Below are 26459 nucleotides of genomic sequence, written 5' to 3'. Positions count from 1 at the left end.
TCCTGTTGCGCAACAGGATATGCGACTAGATTGCATGGCTCCTAAGTGCCGGCGTGGATCCGCTACGTTGCCGGTCGTGAGTCCGCCCCTCGGAACGGGCTTTGGCCCTGGAGCATTCGCCTGAACACTTCCATGTAAGCGTTAGCAGTGCGCTCCCAACTGTAGTGCTCGCGCGCGAGGTCCATTGCCGCTCCACCCAGCTGTCTCGCCTGCTCAGTGTTCTGCATTGTCGTAACAATGTGGTTCGCAATGCTTTGCGCACCGTCACCAACAAGTGCGTGCAAGCCTGGAACAAGGCCCGCGATGGGGCTGGCGCTTGCGGAGTTCAGAATGACCGGACAGCCCATGGCCATCGGCCGAATCGCCTTCAGGAATACGCCCGCGTCGACCATGGACGGCGCAAGACTCACCGCCGCGTGGAGAAACTCGTCATCATAATCATCGACTTGCCCAACGACGGTGACACCATTCGCACCGTCGAGCGCACGAACCAAAGCAGTCGGTCTTGCTCCGAATACTCGCAGTTCAGCAGTGGGTAGCACTTGACGCACGAGCGGCATGACCTCCCGTGCGAGAAAGACAGCAGCGACCTCATTTTCTGCGCGCCACATCGCCCCGCCGAAAACGGCGGTGTGGGGCCGATCTCCAATCCATCTCGTGCGAGGCGGTTCTACTCCGACGGGGACGACTTCGACGATTCCGGCAGCGTCGGAGAGCTTCTCCTTGTCGCGTTTCGAATACACGAGTGCGGCGTCCACATTGGTCAAGATGGCGCTTCTTGTGCGCCGCATCTTCACACGCTCGATCTCTTGCATCCACTTGCGGATCATGTTGTGGCTCAGGAGTGACCTTTCAGCCGTTCCCCACGACAAGTCGTGAAGCGTGATGCTGGTGCGCATCAATGTGTGACGCACGTGTTTGTCACAGCGCAGAAGTGCCTCCGCGGTCTGGTTGTACTCTGCGTGCAGAATGTCGGGGCGCAATGTCCGTGCAACAGCTAGAGCTTCCCGCGTGGATTGTCGAGACCATGATCCGCGGCCCGCGTATGGATAAGGCGAGATACGGTCCAACTGTGTTCTGCGCACAGCCGAGCCTGCGTGGTAGGTGACACCGTCAACCTTCCACTGGTCTAGTGTGCCGTTACGCTGACCGGGCGCATATACATGAACCTCCGAAAAGCCTGCCAGTGCATTGACGAGGGGCCGCATCAGATCGTTCGCTGCGTGGTCATGTTGAGTCAGAGGCGAATACGGTGTCAGTAGCAGCACTTTCATCGGCGCCCCCAACTCAGATGTAGCCAGCATTCGGCTGGAATCCCGGCGTCTTCGCGAAGCTGAATGTTCGCACTGCGACATGCCGAGGGTGCCCAGCGGTGTGAGAGTACGAGAGTTTCGTTCGATACGCACGAATTAACTGGTCCGAAGGTGGCCCCGCGGCGGTGTGGTGGGCATGCAGCAGCTCTGTGGGCCGATCCGACTTTGACGTGTGACACGGCGCAACTCGGCGGACACACGACCCTGCATATGCGGCGGGCGGACCCCCCACGCAGTATTCTCCGTCGAATGAGCTCCTCGGAGAACAACCCCCGTCTGGTATTCAGTGACATCGAATCTGGCGGATTGTTCTCGCGCCGTGAGGTTTTCCGCCGCCTAGGGCTTCTCGGCGTTGGCGCTTCGGGCGCGTTGGTCCTAAGTAGTTGCCAGCAGGCCACGCAAGATTCATCAGCTCCAGATACCAGCACTGAGCCGACGGGGGCGCAGCAGAGCGATACCCCCGAGGCCATATCTGCGGTGAATGCCGCCGATATCCCGTGGCCGGCGGGTCTTGTTGCGATGTGGGATTTCCAGGGTGATCCAGAAGGTGGGAACACGGTCACCTCCAGTCTCGGAGTCGCACCGCTGATCTTAACCGCGCGTGGGTCGAAGGTTGTTGTCAAAAGCTCGACTGACCCCGGTCCATTTGGTCCCTCGCTAGTGCTCGATGGAGAAACTGTTTATGTGAAGGATGGCGAGATCGGGGCATTGGACGTCACCAAACACGGTGGCCAAGTTACCGTCTTAACGTGGATTAACGACACTGCCGACAATCATGACGATTCAGACATAAATGGTATGGCCTTCCGGGCCGGCTCATATTGCACAGGCGGCCCGGAAGAGTCTTTGCAGTACGGCTCTTACTTCGATGCAATCCGTTACATTACATGGACTCATGGACACTATACCCCCCATATTGGTGCGCAGGACGGACCAACGCCAGGATTCGCTTCCAATCACGACTATGCCGCGAGCGCCAGGAAGTGCTTCACAGGTGTGGGCCAAGGGCAATGGCACATGGAGGCGTTTACTTATGACGGCAAGAAGATAACCGCCTTCATAGATGGATTATCTGATGTATGGAAAGCGGTCAAGGAACCACCTCCGAGTGAACCGGGTTACACACTGCACCCAACGGTCGATCGAAATCCATATGTTCTGAATAAACCCATTAACAGCTCACCGAAAATGAAGCGATTCAGCATTGGCGCAGCGGTGAAAGGGGAGCCCCCTGAATTTCCAGGCGTACATTTCACGACCGGTAAGCTGGGTGGTGTTGCGGTATTCGACCGATGCTTGACGGCCGAGGAGATCATGGCGGTCCGCCTCCGTACGTTGAAACCGAACGAGCCCATAACAACTTATTCTTTCGAGGTTACCTCCGTGGGTGCGCACCCATTAGCGGAAATTGGATGGTCCGCCGTTGCGGGGCCATTGAATAGCGATGTGTCCGCGGCATGGGGTGATGACTACCGCGTCTCACGACCGTCTGGTTCACCGAAGGCGTTCCTTCGCAAGACCTCCAAGGCTCTAGGCGCCGCCTGGGTACCGCTCACTGGACTGTCGAGCTCACAGATCAAGAGTGTTCGTTTCAAGTTGCTTTCAGAAAAGCCATCTGCTTCGCCTCAACGAGTACTCGTCAGGGTAGGAGACACCTGGTGGGCATCCGACACTGCCTATGGAACGGTTAAGGCGCATTCGGCCGACACCAAGTGGTCTAGAGCTGAGAGCGTTACCCACCCGATGAGATGGGATCCGGGGCTGTGGCGGTCGGTGAGTCTTCGGCCGGGGTCACTGATCCTTTCCGACGGTCACAATGCCGCGCCTATTCCGCCGGGCGGATTGACGGCAATTGGCTTTCTGTCGGAAGGCGGTGATGGTTCGGTGGTCCGTATTACTGACGTGGAGATCTTTCCGAATTAGAGGCCCGCACTGTTCAACACCTTGAGGTTTAAGTGGGTGTCCGGGGCATGCGATGAGCCTGAACGACCGAGATCCACCCATCGCAATCACCGTGTTCAGTCCCTTGGTTGTCGATGCGGCCATCCATTCGCGCGGCTACGACACGAATAGTTAACTGCTATGGTTTGAAGAGACCAAACGTCGACCACCTCGGAAAGTTGAGAGGACGCGCGTGCGTATGCTTTCGGAGACTCTTTGAATTACATGGCGGACCGCTCCGTGCGGATCTATAATCCACTTCATAACGTTCTGGCCCATTTCACTGGCCGGCTGATTGAAGGCCTAGGTGGTCAAGGTCTCTCCACGATTGAGCTCGCCTCGCGAAATGGAGAGGTTGGCAGACATCCCTACGGCAAGGCGCTTGCACTCGGAGCGCACGTGCGAAACGCTCGTCTGCACGTTCGATCTGGTGGGCCGAATATAGTTACATGGCCTCTGCTCGGCTGGTTGGAGATGCCGATGTGGCGCCACCCATTACACGAGACTTTCATCGCGATGCACGATCCGGAACCGCTAGTCCGGCAGAACGGCATATCGCCATGCGCTGCGATGTTTTCCGCAAAGCTGAGCGGGTCGAATTGGCCGCACTTAGTCACCATGAGCCCAGAGGCCCGCGCTGTGACCGCGAAATACTTTGATACCCGTCGGATTCACATGTTGCCCCATCCGATGTCTCGCCCGAAGGTCGCGGGTCCGGCTACGTCTGCGGAGACGGTTCTCGTCCTTGGCCAGTACAAACCCGCTCGTGATCTCGATGCCATGGTAGCGATCGCCCCCGTGCTGACGCGGGCTGGCTGGAATCCGATGGTTGTCGGGCGCGGATGGCCAGATCTTCCGGGATGGTCAGTCGTCAACCGATTCGTTACCGAAGAAGAGTTCCAGCAACTACTAGCAGGGTCTGCGGTGTTACTCCTTCCGTACAAGTACTACTTTCAAAGCGGTGTCGCGCTGCGAGCGCTAGAGGCGGGTGTGCCCGTCGTAGGTCGCAGCACAGGCTTCCTTACCTCTATCCTCGGGAAGGGCTTTCCCGGTGCTGTCGACGACTGGGACGACCCGGCGGCATGGTTGGCGGCGGTCCGTGCAGCTGCCAGCGGGCGCACGGAGCAGTTGCGCTCTGCCACAGACTATTCCAACCGCGGGGCGGTGGAGTGGCGCGAACTGGTGTGCCCCGCTGACTTTCGGAGCGGGTGATTCGCATGACTTTCGATCCCGACGAGGCTCTACACGTTCTGACCGTTCACTACAACACACCCGACTTAACCTCACGTCTTGTGAGGGAGTTTCCCCGCATCACGCCTCGTGGGCGCCGCGTCTTCATCCATATTCTCGACAATTCGTCAGAACCTGAGAATCTGCGGATGCTCCAGCAGGCTACCGACGGCGTGCATGGAACCACCCTTGACGTGAGTGACCGCAACGTTGGATTCGGAGAGGGCATCAATTGCCTTGCGAGCCGTAACGATATACAACCTTCGCACGTCGTTTGGCTACTGAACCCCGACACTCGGCTCGAGCCCGGATGCTTGGGCGAACTCGAAGCGGAACTCGACAGCGGTCGGTTCGACGTTGTGTCACCGTTGATCTTCAGCGGAGACGGTGATGAGGATCGGTGGATTTGGTACTGCGGCGGCGACATCAACGTTCGACAGCTGCGTGTGACCCACCAACTTTACGGATCGAGTCTGGGTGAGGCGGGACGCGAGCCATTCGAGACCGGGTTCGTAACTGGGGCAGCTCCGATGATGCGGGCAGACACCTTCCACGACTTGGGGGGGTTTCGCCGGGGCTATTTCATGTACTGGGAGGATGCGTACTTCTCGTGGCAGGCAAGGGGGACGGGCCGACGTCTTGGTGTTGTACCGGCCGCGCATTTGTGGCATGCGGTTGGCGCATCGTCCGGGTACGGGAAGAGCCGGAGCTTCTACTACTGGTCAACTCGGAATCGGTTCACCTTTGCGGGCGATATCGGCCTTTCACGATGGCAGGTTGTGGGGGGACGCCGTGGCGTCGAATGCTTCCGTCCGATCGCGCACGCCATACGAGAGCGAGAGGGCCGATTGTCAAAGGTGCGCCATGCTATTCGAGGAACCCTCGACGGGTTCCTGGGGACACAGCGAGTTCCCAGCTAGACCGTTACGTAGCGTGGTGGCGATGAGCACTCACTGGATCGACAATCCAGAACGTCGAAGAGGAAGCGGCAACCTCAGCAAACCTGCAGTAACCTACACGCGTGACCGTGTGGGCCAGCGCCGGAGCTAATGAATGACAGCTGGATCTGATGGCTTGTTCTCACGCCGCAAAGCCCTAGGGACATTTGGTCTGTTCGCGGTGGGCGCTACCGCGGGGATTCCTCTTGTGGGGGCATGTACGGCGTCTACTGCAAAGCGACAATCCGCGGGCGCATCAAGTTTCCCGTGGCCCGATGGCCTTGTGGCGGTGTGGGATTTCCAAGACGATCAGGAGGGAGGAAAGACTGTCACAGCCGTCCATGGGGCCGAGCTGCTAACTCTGACGGCGCGTGGCACCAAGACGGTTGTCAAGGATGCAGCCGACAGGGGGCCGTTCGGGCCGTCTTTGGTGCTCGACGGCGAAACCGTCTTCGTGAAAGACGGTGACATCGGAGCTCTGGACGTAACCAAGAGTGGTAACCAGGTGTCAGTCGTGAACTGGGTCAAGGACACCGCTGATAACCACGACGATAACTTCAACGGCACAGCGTGCCGAGCAGGGTCGCACTGTGAGGGAGGTCCCGACTCGGCGCGCCAGTACGCATCCTACTTCGATGCGATCCGCTACATCGGCTGGTCACACGGCCACTACACGCCCCATATCGGCGCACAGGACGGTCCAAGTCCTGGGTACCCGTATAACAGGGACTACGCAGCAAGCGCGCGAAAGTATTTCACCGGAGTGGGTCAGGGCCAGTGGCATATGGAGGCTTTCACCTATGACGGTGAGACCATCACCGCTTACGTTGACGGACTGTCCGACGTATGGAAGGCAGTCGCCGAGCCTGCGCCGGATGAACCCGGTTACTCATTGCACCAAACAGTTGACCGAAACCCGTTTTTTCTCGGGAAGCCGATAAATAATTCACCTACCACTAAGCGCTTCTCGATTGGTGCCGCGGTTAGCGGCGAGCCGCCGGATTTTCACGGGGTGAACTTCACCGACGGCAAACTGGGCGGTGTGGCAGTCTTCAACCGTGCGCTGACGGCTGACGAAATCATGGCTATCCGGCTGGGAACTTTGAGACCGGGCGAGCCGATTACGATGTTCTCGTTCGAGGTGACGTCTCCTGGTCCGCATCCTTTGCGCGAGATCGGTTGGACTGCGGTAGCGGGGACGCTGAGTGCAGACGTTTCTGCAGGGATCGAGGACGACTACCGTGCTTCGCGACCGGCGGATTCAGACAAGGCGTTCTTGCGGAAGGCGAATCCGGCGATCGGCGCGACCTGGATTCCGCTGACTGGACTTTCGGCCTCTCAGGTCAAGCGGTTGCGCTTCAAGCTGCTATCGGCCTTACCGTCATCAGCGCAGCAACGCGTGCTGATCCGCACGGGTGAAAAATGGTGGGCTTCCAACTCGGCTTATGGCACGAAGACACCGCATGCCAACGCTTCAAACTGGTCGGAGGCCGAGACCGTCGTTCATGTGATGTCGTGGGGGCCCGGACAGTGGCGGCCGGTCACCCTGGAACCCGATGCGCTCGCGCTGGCTGACGGCGCCAACACGGAGCCCATCTCCGCGGATAGGGTGACTGCTATTGGGTTCATATCGGCTGGCGGCGACGGATCGGCAGCCAGAGTTACTGATCTCGAACTCTTAGCTGACTGAGTCGGGCATGAGGATGGCTGCAGGCAGGCCAGGCTCGGTCTGGTGCTATCAGTCCGATTCGAGCCCATCGAAATTCAGAAGCGCCAACTCCCGGACTTTAGGCAGGCGAGCTGAAACCCGTTGACGTACCGAAGGATCGTCGATGATCTGATTCAAAGCAGCCATTGCATCCTTCGCAAGGTCCGGCCCCGGTTCCAGAGCCATATCAGGCGTCTCGAACAAGTCCATCAATCCAGAGACTTTGCCCTGGGTGGACAGTACTGCCGCTGGCACGCCTTGATTAAGTGCAAGAATCGACAGGTGCATTCGCCCAGTTAGTACGGCCGACGATTGCTTGGCGAGCCATGCGACCTGGCTGGGCCGCAGCAAATTTTCGACAAGATGAACGTAACTACCGGTGCCGGCCTCGTTCGCCACTTCGGCACAGGCGGCGAGGTCGTCGTCGCCTGGACGAATAACGTGTGGCAGCAACATGATCGAGCATCCAGAACGGACGAAATGGCGTGCTACGGCCACGTATTGCTCGGTTCGGACCCCCCGACTCGCCAACAGGCCGCTGACATTCATGATGATGATCCGCCGGCGGTCTTGCGCCGCTATCCAGGGTGCCGCCGGGGCGTAGGGTTCGACCGCGTCCATGGCGAAAACGACGTCTGCTGTCTGGTGCAGGTTCAAACCTCCGTCACGACCTAGACGGGCAAGGGAGCGCGGGTCGCGTGAGCACAGCAGTGAGCCTGGCTGAGAAAGCGTGAGTGCCTGCCGGACTGCGCTGGGCGGCGCGCCATTCCAGCTGAACCCGAGGACCCGGTTCGGGGTTCCAAGTGCGTTACCGATACAGAGCATGCCAAAGCGGATGCTCGATTGAGCCGCGTCGTAACCGCCATCCATCACGTCGGCGCCGATCACCGAGAATGTCGAGTGGGCACCGATGAGGCCCGCGATGTGGCGCCGGAGTCTGCTGCGAACCCAGGGTCTGGTGGCGAAAAGATCTGGTAAAACGATCTTCTCGACACGCCCGGCGAACTTCGAGGGTATGTCATGGCCACCCTCGTGTTCTACGAGGAGGGTCACCGGCCAAGTGGTGTTGAGCAGGAAGGACTCAAGCATCGCCTGGTCGCCGATGTTTCCCATGCCGATCGTGGGGAGCAGCAGGTGGCTCCGATGGCGGCTTCGCGCGACGTGTCTGAGGCCGGACGGCATTGTGGTGTCACGCCTCAGCGAACTGACAAGCCAGCGTTCGGCATTGAAGCGGGCGTCGAGTGAATACCTGCACCGATCTTGTATCCGCCGCGCTAGTGGCTTGGTCCCAGCATGACTGGACGAGTGCGTCATCGGAGCTCCCGCATCGTAGTTTGGCTGTGCCCCTCGGCGACGGACACTCCTTTGCCATAAGCTATGGCTGAAAAGTTGCGTCGGAGAATAGTTGGTCTGACCTGTGTCAACGAATCAGTTACTGATTATTGCAGCAGTAGGGATATTCGTCTTTGCTGCAGCGTCACATGTGGGCTGGGCTGTGGCATGTTTAGCCGGCTATGTGATCACGTTTGGTGGTGTCACGACCTCGTTGATTATTGTCGGTTCGCAAACGAGGCATACAGGTATTGCTCCCTCAACGCCCGTAGTCTGGCTTGGCGATGCATTGCTGTTAGGTGCCGTGCTTGCCGTATGGGCAGGCGGGGGGCGTCTGAGAATCGGTTGGCTCTTAGCGGCTTTCGGGCTGCCGGCCCTAGTGCTGGAGATAACCGTGTGGGGTGGCACCCCCGCGCAGTGGTCTGGTCTCAAGCTGTATGTGACGGCGATCGTCGCTTTCGCTGTAGGCCGTTGGCTCAGCGAGAACCTCACTGAGAAATCTGCTCTGCTACTGGCCTCGGTCTGCGCTGCGGTCTGTTTCCTTCAGCTTGTCTTTACAGTCGCGCAGTCCCGGGGAGTGATGTTGCTCCGAGCGGGTGGCCCCGACACCGAGAATTGGATCACGTCTGAGGGCCGGATGGTGGGTCTCTTCAGCCATCCCGCAATCCTCGGAAAGACAGTGTTTCTACTTCTTTGCTTTCTGCTGCCGCTGTCGACGTGCCGTCGACCACTCACTCGACGATTGACCTACACTGCCGTGGCCTTCGGTTCTCTTGCGACTCTCTTCACCCTCTCGCGGGCGAACATCCTCGCCATCGGGATCGCGATCGTGCTGTGGGTGCTTCTCAGCGGTAGGGCTTCCTCCATTGCAGCAAGACTAGGCGTCCTTGCCGTCTCGATTGGGCTCATTGTCCTGAACGGCGGCCTCATCGGAGCTTTGCAGGACAGGCAGCGGGCCGACCCCGGTGGTGGATACCGTGACCGGCTTCTGCAGACCGGATTGGGCCAAATCGAAAGCGCCCCTTTTACCGGCACGGGCCCGAATTTCTACACTGACGTAGTTGGCCGCTACGACCGACTTGCCGCAGCTGGATTTCCCGTCCATAACTCGTTCTTGTATCCCGCTGCTGAACTAGGAATCCCGCTGGCGATCCTTTTATTCGTGCCGATAGTCTTGACCATCGTGGTTCGGATCAGCAGAATCAGACCTCACCTCGGCCTCGAGGTGCAGACAGCCGCACTGTTGTCGATATTTCCGGGGTTGTTGCTGATTGCATGGACCGGCTGGGGAATGATCGCTACAGAGGCGCTTCCCTTGTGGTTCATGGGTTTTGGTTTCCTCGCCGCGAACAACAATTTCTTTAATCGGGCCCAACCGCCGCATATAAATAGCGAAGCCTTAGCTGACACCTCGACTGCTCGGACTTGAGGCTTTGACGGTGGACAAATCTGTGGACGAGCCGCCATCCACATCAGCCAAGACTGCCGGCGCAATCACGGTAGCAGGCCAGCTGATCAAAGGCATCGTTCAGTTTGTCGGTCTGGTTGCGTTCTCACACCTATTGAGCCCGCGTGACATTGGTCTTATCGCCATGTTGGCGGTATTCCTCATGCTCGGCGAAACAATTCGGGACTTTGGTCTACTGCAAGCGGCAATTCAAACGCCGAAGCTCACCCACGGGCAAGCGAGCAACCTGTTCTGGAGCAATACATTTATTGGTCTTGTGATGTCGGTGAGCCTGACCGCTGCGGCTCCGGCTGTAGCGGCGATGTACAGCGAACCCACGTTGCGAGCCGTCGCACCTTGGATCGCGCTGTCATTCTCAATCAACGCACTTCAAACGCAGTTTCAGGTGCGGCTCGCACGCGACTTGAGGTTTATGGCATTGACGGCCACCGATGCGTTGTCACAGGTGATCGGCTTGGCTGCGGGTTTGGTTGCCGCTGTGGCGGGAGCCGCATATTGGTCCTTAGTCATTCAAATGCTGACAATTTATGTAGCGCTGCTGATAATGCGAGTCGTGGTCAGCGGGTGGTGGCCGGGATTGCCGAGGCGCGAGTCCGGCATGAAAGCCCTATACCTGTTTGGCATTCATTCTGGCTTAACTCAACTGCTCAATTTCTTCGCTTACAACACGGACTCGTATCTGATTGGTACTCGCTGGGGGGCGAGCGCGCTGGGTATTTACAATCGGGCGTTCCAAATGTTCACCGTGCCTGCCAATCAGCTGTTGGCGCCACTTACGAATGTCGCGCTTCCCTTACTGTCCCGCCGACGTCACGCCGGTGGTGACTTCTATCCTTTGCTGCTGAAGGCCCAGGTTGCCATATCGGTGGCGCTGACGGCAATGTTCTCGCTTGCCGCGGCTCTCGCGCACCCTATCGTTGAGGTGGTGCTCGGACCGACTTGGAGTAAGTCTGCACCGCTGTTGTCAATTCTATCGATCGGCGGAGCGGTCCAGGTCATGAGCTACATTGTATTCTGGGCCTTTCTGGCCTCAGGAAATGCACGCCAGTTGTTCTATGCCGGTTTGGTCACGAGATCGATTTTGGTGCTGTGCATAGTCGTTGGATCTTTGGCTGGCTTGGCGGGCGTTGCCTGGGGATTTACGACCGGGTTGGCGATATCGTGGTTTATTAACCTAGCGTGGCTGAGGAGATGCGACTCGATGCCAGTGCGCATTTTCCTTCGATCAGGCGTTCATGTGTTGCTGAGTGGTCTGGTCGCCGGCCTCGCTGGATGGGGTCTCGTCGCGGTTGCGGGACCGAACATTAACGTGTTCATCCTGTTGGTGCTCGGTTTCATTGTGGTCTCCGCCGTCTACGCGATACTCATCTTGGCGAACAGGCTCGCCCGAGAGATGTTGCGCGAGAACGTTGGCCCCGCTGTCGCGCGATTGCGGGGACTCGGCAAGACCTAGACCATGGGCGGACCAAATCAATTGAGTCGCAACGCGGGGACGCGGCTGGCATCGCGTCTACCTGACGACCTTGATACCGATGATCAACCTAAGTCGGTATCGAGATGATCGAGTTCCGTTGGTGAGGTGAGCAGGGAGCCGAGCATATAGCGGGCGTCGGTTCTGCCCGGGATCCCTTGGCAGCGAACTAGATTCGCGACTGTCGGGATGCAGCTCAGGTCGGCGAAGAGGTAGTCAACGCCAACTTGGCAGCGAGGAGAATCGATCACACCGGCTCGACGGCCTCTTTCTCGGATGTGGCCGGCACATCGGAGGAGTCCTCGGCGGATCCGCTCGTGGTGGCCGATGAACCGTTCAGCGACGCGCCATCGCTGCCATAGCTGTAGTTGTAGTTATAGCTGTACGAGGTTGTGCCACGTGCTGCGGTCATGGTGAACACAGCTCCGAGGATGGACGCGCCCACGCCGGTGAGGTTCCTGATCGCATGCGCGAGCTGTTCGCGTTTCGTCGTTCCGAACCGCACCATCACCAGCACGCCGTCGACACTGGTGGACAGGACGGCCGCATCTGTGACGGCCAGCAGGGGGGAGGAATCCACAATGACGTAGTCGAATTGCTCGCGCAGTTCGCCCACGATCCGCTTGGCGGCCTGGGATGCGAGCAATTCGCTCGGATTCGGCGGAATCGCGCCGGAAGCCAGCACCGTCAGGCCGGGGAACCGGGTCTTCTGCAGGACGTCGCTGAGTGATGCTGCGCCGCTGAGGACAGTGCTGAAGCCCGCTGTGCCAACGAGGTTCAGGTATTTGTCCAGCATCGGCCTGCGCATGTCGCCATCGACCAGAACGACCGTGTGCCCGGCTTCGGCCAGTACGAGTGCCAGGTTGATCGCTGTTGTGGATTTCCCTTCATTCGGCAGCGAGCTGGCAACGAGGATCGCCCGGGGCGGGTCGTCGACGGCGAGGAACTGCAGATTGGTCCGAAGCTTGCGGAAGGCCTCCGAGATACCCGAACTCTCTTTGTCGAACGCGATCGCCGCGTCCTTACGCCGTTCCTTGTCAGCCGGGATGTTGCCGACCAGCACGACGCCCGTAATGTCCTCGACCGTCTCACGGTCGTTGACGGTGTTGTCCAGTCGATCTCGGAGGACCGCCAGGCCCACGCCCAACAACACACCGGCGACCAACCCCAACGCGATGTTGCGGCTGGTCTTGGGCACGACGGGTGATTCGGGAATCGTCGCGCGTTGTTCGACGATCACCCGTGCGTCGGGCTTCGAGCCGTCTGGGGGCGTCTCGAGTTCTCGAACCATTTTCACGAACTCGTCGGACAACGCGTTTGCGATGTCGCGGGCCCGGACGGGCGAGGCGTCGAGTACCTGGACATCGATGAGCACCGTGTCCTGCTTGGCAGAGGCTGTGATCTGTTTGGTCAGTGCGGAGGGTCTCATATCGAGGCCGAGCTTGTCGATCGTGCGTTTGGCCAGGGTCTCACCCTTCAGAAGCTGCGTGTACGACAACACGCGCTCTTGGGAGAACAGGGTGCCCTGATAGGCGTCTGCCAAGGAATCGCCCGCCGCTGTCGAGACGAACAGCCGTGTCGACGCCTGGTAGAGCGGTGTGGTCAGCAGAGTGACAGCGACCGCCGCCAGTAGGGCGGCCGTCAGGGCTGCGGTGACTGTAATCCAGCGCGCTCGAAGAATTTTGACAAATTCCTGGAGATTCACTGCGTTCCCCTTCCCATAGGCGGACTTGCGTCCCCGGCGGCTGACCTACCTGAGTAGGCGCTGGACCTCAAATTGAACATTGCACAGCTGTTACCTGCACTATCCGCAGGCTGCATCCGACGAACTTGTCCCGGGCGGCGATGGAGAATCACTTTGAGCATTGCGGCACCGTGACTTCCGGGATAACGGTGTCGCGCAACGGTTGAACTGGTACGCGTGGCGCCCCAGCGGCTGTGGGTTCGGAGAGCCGGAAAGTGATCTCCGCAGTCTTTCCGGGTGCGATGGCCACTTGACTCTCAAAGCTGGGGTGTCCGCGCTCCTTGGCGCCGAAGACACGAACCCTCTTGCCGTTGACGACAACACTGATTACCTGCGCGTCCTTGGTTGCGAGCAGGCGTACCGAGCTGAGCATCGCGCCCCTCGGGATGTTCTCTGCGAGAGCGGGAAAGAAGCCCAACTTCCCTGCGACGTAATCCGGCAGTCCAGATGCATCCGGGAGTGTATTGGTCAACCGGACCGTGACAGTCGACATCCGCGTATCTCCATCGCAACCGTCAGCGACATACTCGATCTGTCGATCCAAGTAATAGTCCATCTTGTTGCCGCCGAGATTATTGATGACGACCTCCGCGTAGGGCGCCGGATCATCTGGAACCACATGAGCCAGAGGAGTCTCTTCAAGCAGCTTCTGGTCGGCAGGTGACGAACTCCAGACCGAGATTCGCCGCTCGCCGATCGCACGGCCTAAGGCGTCGAACAACTTGCGCGCGGACTGCACCGGCGCGCCGATCTTCTTGACCACCGCGGAAGCAACCTCCTGCAGATACTGCTTACGCGCGGATTGATCTGTGGGAAAGCGGGTGTAGACGGTCGACTCAGTCAACTCGACGACGTTGTTGTCCGCTACCGTCTCGCCGTCCGGCATCACGACAGGTCCGGTGGCCCCGAGGATATAGCTGAGTGCGATGGGGTCGATGGCGACAACACCATCGACCTTCATTCCCGACTGTTGTTCCCACATCGACTGCCAGATCTGGGCCGCATATGGGAAATGGGAACTCTGGTTGCTGTTACGGAAATCCGTAGTTGGATGGGTGAACCCGTACTGCTGGTCGAAGTCTGGGCCAAGAGACATCGGCGTGAAGGGCTTATCAAGCTCGGTATTGCGGCCCAGCGTGTCCACTGCGGGCTTGCCATTGTCGAATCGCAGAATTCCAAACCCGCCGAGGAGCCCTCCGGTGCCTCGGGCCTCGGCATTGGTCTGGAATCCCATGAAGTAAGTGCGGGGGCCGTCGGCACCCATGAGTGCCGGCGCTACACGCGCGGCGACAGCGGCGTTGCCCACCAGCTGGGAGATATCGGCAGTCTGCGCTTGAAGTTTCGTTCGGGCCTCACCGAGCGCCGAAACATAATGCGGATCCGAAATCGCTTCTGCCTCAGCGTTAAGCCGCGCTGCGCTCGCAGCGATCTTGGCCAGAATCGGCGCTTCCTTGCGAAGTGACTGTACGTCGAGTCGGCCGTTCGCAAGCAGTTGCTTCGGCGCGACGCTGGTGCCGGCATCTGCGGTGGGTTTCAGAACGTCAGCCGCCAGCCCCAGCACCACATCGGTTATCTGTTGGCCGGTCTTGAAAGGGCCGCCCAGCCACGGCACTGCGGAAGCGATGTTCCAGGGCAGGGAGTGGGCCGCATCCCGGGCAGCCTGTGCTTGCGTCTGCGCATCAGCGGCAAACCGTGTCGCGTCAGCCGTATCACCCTGCAGCAGTGCATCTTTGCTCTGCTGGGCAGTGCTGCGCGCCTGGTCGAGGTGGGCCTTGGCTGCTTGCGCTTGGAAACCGAGCCAGCAGCCGAACGCGATGAGCAGGACAAGAATCCCAAGGCCTGACCACGCAACCCTGCCGCTCCTGAACCAGGGGCGCTCATCGGTGTCGGGCGAAGTCGTGGAGCTATCGTTCGAGTCGCCACTGGACCGATGCCGTGAAAAGAGACCCACTCAGTACATTCCCCGTGCTCCAGTGCGGTCTGCGTTAGACGACAGCAGACAGCAGTCGCGATAGCTGACTCTGAAGAACCGAATCTCCAGCGGGCGCGGGCGGCGCCAACTGACGAGTGATTCCGTTGAGATTGAGCTACGCGCCAGTCTGGTAGGGGCCGGCATGGAACGTCAGGGCGATGGAGGTGCCGAAGGCGCTGACCCCGTCGCTCACGTTGCTGAAGAATTCACCGATGGGACCGCCGACGACTTTGGACACCAGCTTCAAGAGCTGAGCGGTGCCGTCCACGAGGACGTAGGCGACATTTCCGATGAAGGTCACCGTTCCGCGTACCAGGGTTTGCACTCCGGAGACGACTGATTCAACGAGATAGCAGCCCACGTCTCCCGGGTTGCAAGTGGTCGTGGCGGACGCCGCAGCAGTGGGAATCACGACCGAGTTGACAGCTCCCGACACCGAATTGCCGATTCCTGCCGCGTGAGCTGCCGTAGGCGTGATCACGGCAGCGGTGGCGAGCACCAGTGCCGCAGTACCCACCTGGAACTTGGTAGCGAAATTGGTTGCGCCTGCAGTAGTCATTTGGGACCCCCAATTGTCGGCCGTGAAGCCGTCGATACTCGTGGACGGAAACCTGCTGGATAAGGGCTTGAGCTGGTGAGATCGTGTCAGAAGGTGATGGTGCTGTCAAACGCAAATACCTACTTTCATGCGCAAAGTTTGTAAATTCTCTGCTACCCAGCAACGGAATTTGGATCGCCGTTCTTGCGCATTAATTTGCTGGCCCACGTGTTTAGCGCGAGAGGGCGTGCTCCCGGGCTCGATCGGGCCCTCAGCTTCGATAGCGAGGATTCCAATCGCGTGCACTCAGCAGTGCTCTGGGTCCGGAATCTGGGTGTACCAACATCGGTAGCGGTTGCTGCGAGACATCTGTGGAAGTGCTGCGAATAGGTGAGCATCCGGTGGCCTGCCGATCCGCGGCGGGAGCAGTGGAAGTGGGGGGCTGCCGGAGGGCGTCGGCAACGGTGGTGTCATCGCCGATGCTGCGGACTGTGCCGGTGATGTGGGCGCGCGACTGTTCCGGATCGCCCACCGCAGGCCCGCATGGGTGATCGACGCCGGCTTAGGTCCTTCTCGCTCCACACGCGCTCAGCCATACAGCTCCTTCCAAGGAGCCCAGACTGTCAACGACCTCAGTCGGTTGTAGAACTAGCCGGTGGGCAATTCGATGGTTGCCAGCAATGCGCGGTGGTCGGAGCCCGGCACTTCGACAGTACGGATCGACGAAGCAGCGGCGTTGTGGGTCAAAATGTGGTCGATGGTGATCAGAGGTGGATACCACCTGTTGGACGGGAAGGTCGGAGCGAAGCCGGCGCCGAGCTGCTCCACAGCATCGCGGTAGCCGTCAGTCAGCAGTTCCCGGAACTGCAGCATGTCGGGAGTGCTGTTGTAGTCGCCACCCACGATGACCGCACCGAATCCAGCACTGTCCGCAAAGTTCGCTAATTGTGCTTTGGCGCTTGCCATTCCGCTGCGCCACTCTGCGACGGTGTTATGTTCTTCGGCGACCGGCGATGTGACGTGCACACTCGCCAGTAGTGGTTCTGTCGCTAACCCGGGAATCTGCAGCCGCGCTACAGGAATCGTCACGCCGCGGTGCCGCGGTGCCGACAAGGAGGTAAGCGGATACCGACTCCACATGCCGATTCCCCCGGCGCCAGCCGAGGGGATGAGTTGAGAGTAGGGGAAGGTCTTGTCGATTCCGGCTTGCTGAAAGCGTTGCACGGCTTCTGGAGTCAACTCGGAGAGGGTGATCACATCGGCGCCGTCCTTGGCCAGGCCAACGAGGAATGAAGGGTCGGCCTGTCCGTAGCGAAGGTTCGAAGACAGCACCCGCAGGGAGACGTGCTCGCCGATCGTCACGGGCCGGCCAAGGTAGTACCACGACACCTGGACAGCGAGGGTGGCGACGAGGACGCCCACGGCGGCGATCGAGAGTGCCACTCGACGGCAGGAAGCAGCAAGGCACAGCCCCAACAGGGCAACGAGCGTGACGTAAGGCGACCCCACAGCGAGGACCAGATCCGCGACTGTCTTTATCGGTTGCGTTCGCGCCGCCAGGGCGAGAAGGGCGAATCCGAGAGCCGAAATCGACACTGTTGACAGAACCACCACACGGATCGTCTTGTACACGTATGCAGCCCTCCCCCTACGGCGCCCCACGATTCGAACGCAGGCTATCAGTGTGGGGATTGATGGACGCCGGTCTAAAGCGTCCCGGTTCAAGCAATCGGAGCAGGTGCAGGGATGCTTGGGAGAGAAGTTGTTTGGCTGATCGTTGAACGGTCAAATTGCGTCGCAATCACCGTTCGACTGGGGAGACGACGTCGGTGATTGATGGAGATTGGGCCAGTTCCAGTCCTATCGAAGAACGCTTCGGTCGCGTCACAGATTTCGTCACCGGAGCCTCGAACGAGCGATATGGTTTAGGGGCTGGTTTGCATGTCCGTTGGGGTGGCGTGCCGTTCGATGGGGGAGAACGTGAAGAGATTCGTTGCAGCATGTCTCGGGACTCTCGCGAGTGCACCGATCCTAGTGCTGATGCTCGGTGCGGGCGCTGCCAATGGGGCGCCGCCGTTCTATGGCGAGACTTATGCAAAGGCTTCCGAATCCGTCAAGAGCAACGGCGGGACGCCGATGATTGCGACGATCATTGGTAGTCAGCTGCCCACCAATGACTGTGTGGTCACCAACGCGTACCCGTCAATTACGCTGAATTCCCAAGGGCGGGCCGCTCACGGCTCAAGGTGGCTGTTTGAACTGAACTGCAATCAGCGGATCGCCTCCCCAGGCAAGCCCGGCAATTCAGCGGCCACCGCTGATGGTTCACAGGCCAAGAAGATCGAGGGTTACATCGAGTACTGGAACAAAGGAAACTTCGACGCATGCGGTGCTGATAAGAAAACTGCGCAATGGTGCCAGCAGGAGTGTGACGCATACGGTGGCTGCTCCGCTGAGTTCGAGAACTATTTAGCTAGTAAGGCGTAGTCCTGGGACTCGTTGTCGGCCAGCAGATATGGCCGCTTTGGCAATACGCTCGGAGTTACTGTCTGCACAATTCAAGGATCGGTGTCAGCAGGGCTGCGATCTGGAAGCCAACCATCGCGAAGAATTCCGGGCTCTGGCCGATAGGGTCGGGGACGTCCACAAGCTCGGACGATTGAAGGCGCGGACGGAGATCTGCGAGGTCGGTGACACTAATGCCCCCGCCCTCTGATGCAAGTCGAGAGGCTTCGCCCAGCGAAAATGTCCTACGGAGTTGGCGTGGGGCGAGTTCCAATACCATGTCTCGCTGCGCCATCGTCATGGTGAGAATGAGGTCGGCGTCTGACGCGATTCTCGAATTCAGCTGTCGCGCAGCGAATTCTGATGCGTCGCCACCGATTTCGGCAAGCACCGCTGCTGCCTCGTGATGCATCGGATGTGCGACTACCGCATGGGTACCGGCACTAGATGCTAGGAGGTGGGAGAGTTGATGCTGCCTGGCGTAGGCAGCTGTATACCGTTCCGCCATAGGCGACCGACAGATGTTTCCCGTGCAGACAAACAGAACTCTCAGAATGTCCTCCTTGCTCCGCTGGCGGCGCAAGCCGCGGGGGTCTCAACTCACCTGTCAGGGGATAGTTTGTCAGTAGGCACCGTTGCGTCCAAGTACTATCCGCGGCGTTTGTATCAGAATTCGCATGTCCCACATCAGCGACCACGACCGGACGTAGACCGAATCAAGGTGCTGGAGGTCGGCGTACGTCAACTCGCTCCGACCGCAGACCTGCCAAAGGCCGGTTATGCCAGGCTTTACGTCCAGGCGTGCCAGCGCTGCACCATCGATGTGCTCGGACTCCTCGGTCGGCAGTGGGCGAGGGCCGACCAGCGACATCTCGCCTCGGACCACATTGATCAATTGAGGCAGTTCGTCGATGCTGGTCTTGCGGATGAAGGCGCCGACCCTGGTGACTCTTGGATCGTTCTGCATCTTGAACAGAGGACCATCCACCTCATTGAGTTGTGCAATGATGTCGCGTTGCTCCCACGCGTCAGCAGTCATAGAGCGAAACTTGAAGATTTGGAAGGGTTTGCCGGCCTGGCCAATTCGTTCTTGGCGAAAGAACACCGGCCCGCTGCTGTCGAGCTTGATCGCGACGGCGACGATAAGCAGCACCGGACTGGCGAACATGAGTGCACACGTCGCGAGCGTCACGTCGATGATCCGCTTCGAGACTCGTGCGACTGGTCCCAGTGAGGCAGTAGGCAAGTGCACCAGAGTTAGGCCATGTAACTCCTCGGCCTCGCTTCGCCAGTTGTGCAGCTCGAAATAGCGTGGAATCTCAGAAACCGGCACTTGTCCCTCAAGGTGGCGCAGGGCCTCGAGCACGGAGGCGTCATCAGCTCTCGGAAAGCCAATGATGACCCGATCAACCTGATAAGCCTTGCAGACGGCGGGAAGGTCGGAAAGGCTGCCAAGGACAAGCGTTCCGGGAGTCGGATTGTCATCGACGTGGCCGACCACCAGAGTATCGGGGCACCGCTGCAGCCTCGATGTCAATCGAACCGAACTCGGTCCAGTCCCAATCACCAAGATTCGGCTCACGGTGGGATCGAACAGTCGGACGACCAGTCGCCGTCCGAACGGCACCAAGACGATGGCAGGAAGTGTCATGGCCACGGCAGCTGTCAGCGTGAGCATTCTTCCGCCGCCGCCGATGAAGGTGTCAGCTCCGAGTGCGAGCAGGGCGGCGGTCGGCAGGCACCGAGCGACCACCATGGGCCGCCACCACTCGCTCGGCCTCAGACGCGAGGCGGGTCGACGGTACAGCCCGTGAAGGTGCAGTGCGACCGCCATTGCTGTGGTCGCGACCGCTATGTCGCGGATGCCGAGATGGCCGGCGCGCTCCGCGCTGATGTGGCTGAGTGCCAGCGCACCAAGGGTAGCGCAGGCTGTCAGCGTGATCAGATCTGATATCTCCAGGAGATAGCGATGTTGCAGGCCGAGTTGCCGTGCCCGCGCTGTACCACCAATCTCCACCGGGGAATCCAACGCCGCGCGCAGGTCGGATTTGCGAACGGAGAGTCGCTTGCGGGGTATGTCAATAGTCACATTGACTCCTTGCGATGCAGTGGCGTGGCGTCACCAGCCGAATCCGATCAGTCGCAGGCCTGACTCGGCAAAGTGTGCTTCCGGCAGACAATTTCGGCCGTCGACAACCACAGTGCCTCGCATGGCACGGCGCAACTCGGCAGGGTCAATCTGGCGGAAATCCGGCCATTCGGTGGTAACGACAACAGCGTCCACTCTGTCGGCGGCATCATAAACATCGTGTGCTAGTCGCACCGCGCCGAACTCGACCGGAAGTTCCTTCAGGACTGGGTCGAAGGCGGAGACTGTCACGCCTGCGGCAAGTAGCCGCCGAGCTATATCGAGGGCTGGCGAGTCACGCAGATCGTCTGTTCCGGGCTTGAAGGTCAAGCCGAGTAACGCGACTCGGCGGCCTTTCAACACGTGAAGCTCCCGCTGAAGCTTTCGCACGACGCTGGCTCGTTGCGCTTTGTTGATAGCAACGGTTGCTTGCAACATCGTTGGCGTGTAGCCGTATTCCTGGCCGGATGAGATCAGCGCGGCGACGTCCTTACCGAAGCACGACCCCCCCCACCCGACACCAGGATTGAGGAACGCACTTCCAACGCGGTGGTCGGCACCGATGGCGGGAAGCACTTCTCGGACGTCGGCACCGAGCAGCTCACACAGCTGGGCCATCTCGTTCGCAAAACTGATCTTCGTCGCCAGAAACGCATTCGCGGCGTACTTGATCATCTCGGCGGACGCCAATTCCGTTGTGATCAGCGCTGGCTGAATACCCCGTCGACCGCCGGCGAACGATTGATTCAGCACCGGTTGGTAGAGCTCGGCTACGCAACTGACGTCCTCGTCGGCACCGCCCAGCACGATGCGATCGGGGTAGAGGAAGTCATCGATAGCAGATCCCTCCCGAAGGAACTCCGGGTTGGAGACGACGTGGAACGTCAGCTGCCGGCTCCCCTCTAATGCGTCTTCCAGGATTGTGCGCGTCCAGTTACCTGAACCGACCGGCACGGTGGACTTGTTGACGATCACGGCACCTGGGCGAAGATGCGGCGCCAACGAACTGATAGCACTTTCGAGCTGCGAAAGGTCCGGCGATCCGCCATCGTCCGGTGGAGTTCCAACGCAAAGGAAGACGAAGTCTGCATCGGACAATGCGTCGCTGGGTTCGCTGGTGAACCGTAGCCGTCCGGTCGACAATGTCGACTTGAGAAGGTCTTGCAATCCAGGCTCGACGAAGGGCGCCTGCCCATCGTTGAGCTGACCAGCGCATGAAGCATTGGTGTCCAGACCACACACGGAATGGCCGAGAAACGCCAAACATGTCGAAGTGACCGCGCCGACGTATCCGGTACCGATGACCGCAACGTTGTGGCGCGGTTGCTCCTGGGGCCGATCGTCAAGTGAACCAACGGGGGTGCGCTGCCATGAGCGGTCACTGCCGCTGCGAAACCAAGAAGTGGTTCGCAGCAGGCCATCGCGGGCTTCAACCTCAGGAGCCCAACCCAGTTCGCTCCTCGCGAGTGTGATGTCTGGTCGACGCTGAGACGGATCATCCTGGGGGCGCTCAGAGAACTCAATCGGAGAGTCTGTTCCGGCGAGCTCCCGGATGAGTTCCGCCAACTGCAAGATCGTCATCTCATGGGGATTGCCAACGTTGACCGGACCCGCAACGTCGGAGAACAAGAGCCGTAGGGCACCCTCGACTAGATCATCGACATAGCAGACGGAGCGCGTCTGACTGCCATCGCCGTGAACCGAGATCGGGATACCGGCCAGTGCTTGCGTTACGAAGTTTGGGATCGCACGGCCGTCGTTCGCACGCATGCGAGGCCCATATGTGTTGAAGATGCGCATGATCGCGGTGTTGACGCCGTGTACGTTCCGGTACGACGTCGTAAGCGCTTCGGCGAAGCGCTTCGCCTCGTCGTAGCAGGCACGTGGCCCCACCGGATTGACGTTGCCCCAGTAGGTTTCGGGCTGAGGATGGACGAGCGGGTCACCGTAGGTCTCTGAGGTCGACGCAAGAAGAAAGCGGGCCCCCTTTTCCTTGGCCAAGCCCAAGGTGTGGAGTGTTCCCAAAGAACCGGCCTTCAACGTTTGTATGGGGAACTCCGCATAGTCCACGGGCGAAGCCGGAGAAGCGAAATGGAGCACGTAGTCAACTGGCCCGGGGATCGAAATGAAGTCACTAACGTCCACATTGACTAGGCGAAAGCCCTCCCGGCCTTGAAGGTGGGCGACATTCTCGGCCGCCCCAGTCACGAAGTTGTCTAGGCATATCACGTCAATGTCGTGATCCAGCAGCCGTTCCGCAAGATGAGAGCCGATGAACCCGGCACCGCCCGTTAATACTGCCCGTCGCCGCATGACCGCCCCCGATGCTCTTGTCTGTTCCATACGGCCCACTCGAATCGGTATTTGATCTTGAGTAAGCCGCGTCCTCCATCTGCAAATATTGGCCGACCATTAGCTAAGAAAGGTCGCGGTGATGCCGCTATTTGCAAAGGAAAATATGAACACACGTGAATCCCCCCGAACCCCGAATAGCGTAGAGCCTATGTTGGCCAGCTCATGCTCGACTCTGACGCTAGCACCGTCGGGTGCCCTCAGCAATCAGAATGGCGAACCTTGGCGACCAGCGCGCGGAAGTGTGGAGAGCCGCGGTTTGGAGTGCGAACACGCGCGTGCTCCCTGTTCTTTGCGCGCGAGTCCAATGCGGTGTTCATCGGCGCTCGGCGGCCCGGTTCGGCTTCTTTCAGAAACCGCCACGACTTGTGGTTCTCAACGAGCAAGTCCGCGACCGGCCGCGCAAACCTGGAAAGCTTCGAGTTGCAAGCACCTCGAAGCTCGAGACCATCCGGGGTTTCTCTGTTGCCTGCGGCAGAAAATCCACCGGTTGTAATGTCACGCCATGGCTGGACGCCGAGTGTCGATACTGAGCTTGCACTATCCGCCGGACGCAACGGGAATCGCGCCGTATGCCGGAGCCTTGGCCGCCGGTCTCAGCGCGCGCGCGCATCGAGTGACGGCGTGGGTTGCTCATCCGTTCTATCCGGAATGGAGGATTCGGCCCGGCTACGGACAGTGGAAGCGGACCGATGTGATCGACGGTGTAGTCGTTCATCGAGTGCGCCATTACGTGCCGCGCCCCCCGAGGGGTTTGCGGCGGTTGTTGTCTGAAGTGAGCTTTGGCTTGCGCCTGTTCCTCCGCCGATTTCGCTCCGACTCCGTCGTGATTGCCGTTTCACCTGCGCTTTTCGCCACTGCCCTGGTTGCGTTGCGCTTTCGCTTGACTCCGAGACGACCGGCTCTGATCGTCTGGGTGCAAGACCTCTACACCCTTGGACTGGTTGAAACCAAAGAAGGCGGCCGCTTCTCGACAGTCCTCACGAAGTGGGTGGAGGGCTGCGTCCTTCGGGCAGCTGATCGGGTGGTCGTGATCCACCCCACGTTCGCTGCCTACGTCACCGCCAGTCTCGGGGTCAGTGGTGAACGTGTCTCTGTCATCCGCAACTGGACTCACTTGCAACCCGCTCCGGCAATCTCCCAAAGCGATGCGCGTGCGGCGCTCGACTGGCCCACTGACGTATACCTCGCCGTTCACACCGGAAACATGGGCGCGAAACAAGGACTCGAGAATGTAGTCGCGGCTGCGCGCTTGGCAGACGAGCAGAGGGCGCACATCAGATTCGTCCTCGTTGGCGACGGCGGCGAACGGGCCCGGCTCGAGCAGTTGGCGCGAGGAGTTGACCGCATAGAATTCGTCGATCCGCTAGACGACTCCGACTATCGGTGCGCCCTTGCCGCTGCTGACTGCCTTCTGGTGAATGAACTTCCGGGAGTCGCAGCGATGGCAGTGCCCAGCAAACTCACCTCTTACTTCGATGCTGCACGACCGATTCTCGCTGCGACCGATTCCAATGGAATAACTGCAGGAGAAATCGAGCGCGCGAGTGCCGGCATCGTGGTGCCCGCCGGAGATCCGCAGGCACTCCTTGCGATGGCCCTGGAAGTCTCCCAAGATATTGAGAAGGCAACCAATTTTGGCCGCTCTGGACGCAGATATCGAATGGAGACGCTAGACGCAGATGTGGCGGTAGCTGCATTTGAGGAGATTATTCAAGATATAGCGGCTGAAAGGGGTTGGTAATGGGTTATGCGGGGCGGCGTGACTTAGATCTTTGCTTTTCAAGTTTATTCGCGAGCCAGTCTTCAAGATCGCTTTGGGTCGGGGGTTATCTGAGCAACTTCGTCCGCGCTTCGGTGGCGAGGTTCTTCCGGGCCCGACCAGCCGCCTGAGCTTGGAGCTAGCGAGTTCTGCGCTGCCGAAACAGTTACCCGACTGGCTGATGGCAGTAGGCTGAGTTGGGGGCGAAACTTCCGGCCCTCTTCGTCGTAAGAACTGATACTTGACGGTTCGATGAATTAGTCGGCGTTGATCTGGTGAATGCCCTACACTCGGCAGCGGCTATCACTGCTCGAGGGCCTGCAGTACGCGGTTGACGACCGCTCCAGCGGGACGGGGCCTTGATCAGTCTCGCGGTTGACGTTGGGGCGCAATCGCATACCGGGGGGTTCGGATGACGTTAGAGCCATGCCAGGTGTTGCTGAGGGCACCATCATCACCCGCCGTCGGTTGGGTGGGCCGACTGAGCCTCCCGGCTGGTCGATGACCGACGAGCATGACTTCTAACCCAATGCGTCGTAGTCGAGATGCCCCCGCGGGAGACGGAGTCAAGCGCCGTCGAATCCTGCAGGGTGTTCTGGCGATGGGCTACAGCAAGACCGTCATCGCGTTGACTCAGTTGGCGATGGTTCCAGCGCTCGCCACGGCCTGGGGCCTCCCACTCTATGGTCAGTGGTTGCTGCTCGCCACCGTGCCAACGTTCTTGGTGGCCGGCGATTTCGGTTTCGGGTATGCCGCAGGCAACCGTCTGATCGGTGAAGTGGCGCGGGGTGACAACCGCCAGGCACGCGTCACGTTTCAGAGTGCCCAGGCTGTCGTGTTGTGTTGCAGCACAGCTCTCCTCGCATTGGTGATGCTGATCTGTTTCTTGCTGCCGGATCGCTTGCTCGCGGTGTCTGGGGGGATGGATGGTGGGGGCGCACGTTCTGTTCTGATCGTGCTGTGCGTGTATGGAGTCGTGGCTATGCAGTCCGGGCTGTTCATGGCTGCAATGCGCGCACATGGTGGTTTCGCCCTGTCGTCGAGCCTCGACTCGACCGTGCAACTTGTTGAAGGCCTTGCCGTCATTGGCGTGGCGATATCTGGTGGGACACCACTCGAGGCTGCCCTCGCGTACCTCATCGCCAGAGCCCTAGGTGTGGTCGGACACATAGGGCTCGCGCTTCGCAGGGCGAGCTGGCTAAGGCTTGGATTCGGAGAAGCGAGTCGGACTCGAATGTCCGAACTGCTGCGACCCGCCCTGGCGGCGATGATGTTGCCACTCGGGCAGGCGGGCTACATCCAAGGAACCGCGCTCGCGGTCGGCGCTGCTGCAGGCGCCGCCACGGTGCCGATCTTTACCAGCCTGCGCACGCTTTCGCGGGTTGGCTTGCAATTCTCCTTGAGTGTCACTTTGCCGATACTGCCGGAGTTCACCGCAGAGCACGCTCGTGGAAATCAGGCGTGGCTCGCTAGAGTCACCGGTGCCCTGACGACGTTCAACGCGTTGGTCGGCGCGGCGGCGGCGTTGACTCTGATACTTCTCGGAAACCCTTTGCTCGAGTGGTGGACAAGGGGGGCAATAGCGGCTCCGCAAGCGATGATCGCCCTTACCGCTGTCAGCCTGGTGGCGGCGACGGTGTGGAATCCGCTGGCCTACCTACTACTTGCTGTAAATCGCCACGAACTGTTCACGTATGGGTTCTTGGCTGGCGCAGTGGCGGCCCTGGCCCTCACCTTCGTCCTTGTTCGACATTTGGGCGTCACCGGAGCTGCGGGCGCAGGCCTGCTTTTCGACCTCGCCATGTGCGTCTGTGGCGTCATTCTCGTGCGGCGTCTGACCGGGCCCTTTCCGGTGGGCTTGTCGACGCTTCGCATGCTGCTTCCTCAACGCTGGCTGCGTGGCAACCCGGCGGCGTCCGCGCCGATACTAGGTGAAAGATGAAGGGGAACCGCAACAGTGGAGAGACGTACGCGCTCGCGCACGCGCAGAATACTGTGCCCCTCGCGTTACGCAGGCGCACGATTGGTGATCCCATGCGGGCGATGACGTCGAGGGA

The 26459-nt window shown here is 59.9% G+C and carries 17 protein-coding genes; 8 read left to right on the top strand and 9 right to left on the bottom strand.

Going from position 1 to position 26459, the window contains the following annotated elements; genetic code table 11:
* Positions 1-62: 62 nt before the first annotated feature.
* Complete coding sequence (locus tag HBE64_RS20235; protein ID WP_167106251.1) at positions 63-1274, bottom strand: glycosyltransferase family 4 protein; 1212 nt, start codon at positions 1272-1274, stop codon at positions 63-65.
* 288 nt (positions 1275-1562) lie between these two features.
* Here HBE64_RS20235 and HBE64_RS20230 point away from each other — a divergent pair, with 288 nt between their 5' ends.
* The 3 genes from HBE64_RS20230 to HBE64_RS20220 all read left to right on the top strand — a co-directional run bounded on the left by HBE64_RS20230 (position 1563) and on the right by HBE64_RS20220 (position 7112).
* On the top strand, positions 1563-3236 hold the full coding sequence (locus tag HBE64_RS20230; RefSeq protein WP_167106248.1) for a LamG domain-containing protein: 1674 nt from the start codon (positions 1563-1565) through the stop codon (positions 3234-3236).
* A 1235-nt stretch (positions 3237-4471) separates the two neighbouring features.
* On the top strand, positions 4472-5404 hold the full coding sequence (locus tag HBE64_RS20225) for a glycosyltransferase family 2 protein (protein ID WP_167106245.1): 933 nt from the start codon (positions 4472-4474) through the stop codon (positions 5402-5404).
* Between the two features lie 301 nt (positions 5405-5705).
* On the top strand, positions 5706-7112 hold the full coding sequence (locus HBE64_RS20220) for a LamG domain-containing protein (RefSeq protein WP_167106242.1): 1407 nt from the start codon (positions 5706-5708) through the stop codon (positions 7110-7112).
* A 48-nt stretch (positions 7113-7160) separates the two neighbouring features.
* Here the strand turns inward: HBE64_RS20220 and HBE64_RS20215 are convergent, their stop codons facing one another.
* A complete protein-coding gene (locus HBE64_RS20215; RefSeq protein ID WP_167106239.1) occupies positions 7161-8243 on the bottom strand; it encodes a polysaccharide pyruvyl transferase family protein in 1083 nt (360 codons plus the stop codon).
* A 304-nt stretch (positions 8244-8547) separates the two neighbouring features.
* Here HBE64_RS20215 and HBE64_RS20210 point away from each other — a divergent pair, with 304 nt between their 5' ends.
* A complete protein-coding gene (locus tag HBE64_RS20210; RefSeq protein ID WP_167106236.1) occupies positions 8548-9891 on the top strand; it encodes an O-antigen ligase in 1344 nt (447 codons plus the stop codon).
* Positions 9892-9901: 10 nt separating this feature from the next.
* The gene (locus tag HBE64_RS20205; protein WP_167106233.1) at positions 9902-11383 is read left to right on the top strand and encodes a lipopolysaccharide biosynthesis protein; all 1482 of its coding nucleotides are present in this window, start codon (positions 9902-9904) and stop codon (positions 11381-11383) included.
* A gap of 265 nt (positions 11384-11648) precedes the next feature.
* Here HBE64_RS20205 and HBE64_RS20200 read toward each other — a convergent pair whose 3' ends face one another.
* The 4 genes from HBE64_RS20200 to HBE64_RS20185 all read right to left on the bottom strand — a co-directional run bounded on the left by HBE64_RS20200 (position 11649) and on the right by HBE64_RS20185 (position 17287).
* Positions 11649-13106: a polysaccharide biosynthesis tyrosine autokinase gene (locus tag HBE64_RS20200; protein WP_167106230.1), complete on the bottom strand. Its 1458-nt coding sequence runs from the start codon at positions 13104-13106 to the stop codon at positions 11649-11651.
* Between the two features lie 148 nt (positions 13107-13254).
* Positions 13255-15096 (bottom strand): DUF4012 domain-containing protein, encoded by a 1842-nt coding sequence (locus HBE64_RS20195; RefSeq protein WP_167106227.1) that lies wholly within the window; start codon positions 15094-15096, stop codon positions 13255-13257.
* A 136-nt stretch (positions 15097-15232) separates the two neighbouring features.
* Positions 15233-15634, bottom strand: a complete 402-nt coding sequence (locus tag HBE64_RS20190) for a hypothetical protein (protein ID WP_167106224.1) — start codon at positions 15632-15634, stop codon at positions 15233-15235.
* A 669-nt stretch (positions 15635-16303) separates the two neighbouring features.
* Positions 16304-17287 (bottom strand): endonuclease/exonuclease/phosphatase family protein, encoded by a 984-nt coding sequence (locus HBE64_RS20185; protein WP_243841395.1) that lies wholly within the window; start codon positions 17285-17287, stop codon positions 16304-16306.
* A gap of 408 nt (positions 17288-17695) precedes the next feature.
* Between HBE64_RS20185 and HBE64_RS20180 the strand changes: the two genes are divergently transcribed.
* Positions 17696-18142: a hypothetical protein gene (locus HBE64_RS20180; RefSeq protein ID WP_167106221.1), complete on the top strand. Its 447-nt coding sequence runs from the start codon at positions 17696-17698 to the stop codon at positions 18140-18142.
* Between the two features lie 55 nt (positions 18143-18197).
* Here HBE64_RS20180 and HBE64_RS20175 read toward each other — a convergent pair whose 3' ends face one another.
* The 3 genes from HBE64_RS20175 to HBE64_RS20165 all read right to left on the bottom strand — a co-directional run bounded on the left by HBE64_RS20175 (position 18198) and on the right by HBE64_RS20165 (position 22631).
* Positions 18198-18668, bottom strand: a complete 471-nt coding sequence (locus tag HBE64_RS20175; RefSeq protein WP_371744018.1) for a protein-tyrosine-phosphatase — start codon at positions 18666-18668, stop codon at positions 18198-18200.
* Between the two features lie 114 nt (positions 18669-18782).
* Positions 18783-20249, bottom strand: a complete 1467-nt coding sequence (locus HBE64_RS20170; RefSeq protein ID WP_243841394.1) for a sugar transferase — start codon at positions 20247-20249, stop codon at positions 18783-18785.
* A gap of 30 nt (positions 20250-20279) precedes the next feature.
* A complete protein-coding gene (locus HBE64_RS20165; RefSeq protein WP_243841393.1) occupies positions 20280-22631 on the bottom strand; it encodes a UDP-glucuronate decarboxylase in 2352 nt (783 codons plus the stop codon).
* 514 nt (positions 22632-23145) lie between these two features.
* On the opposite strand from HBE64_RS20165, the gene HBE64_RS20160 reads away from it, so the two are divergent.
* Together HBE64_RS20160 and HBE64_RS20155 are read left to right on the top strand one after the other, a co-directional pair.
* Positions 23146-24384 carry a glycosyltransferase family 4 protein gene (locus tag HBE64_RS20160; RefSeq protein ID WP_167106218.1) on the top strand — a complete coding sequence of 413 codons (1239 nt, stop codon included), beginning with the start codon at positions 23146-23148 and terminating at the stop codon, positions 24382-24384.
* Between the two features lie 619 nt (positions 24385-25003).
* Complete coding sequence (locus tag HBE64_RS20155; protein WP_167106215.1) at positions 25004-26344, top strand: lipopolysaccharide biosynthesis protein; 1341 nt, start codon at positions 25004-25006, stop codon at positions 26342-26344.
* Positions 26345-26459: the final 115 nt, after the last annotated feature.

It is taken from the genome of Mycobacterium sp. DL592 (assembly GCF_011694515.1).
Classification (GTDB): Bacteria; Actinomycetota; Actinomycetes; order Mycobacteriales; family Mycobacteriaceae; genus Mycobacterium.
Note: the sequence above shows the minus strand (reverse complement) of the source record. Positions and strands in the feature narration are given on the sequence as shown.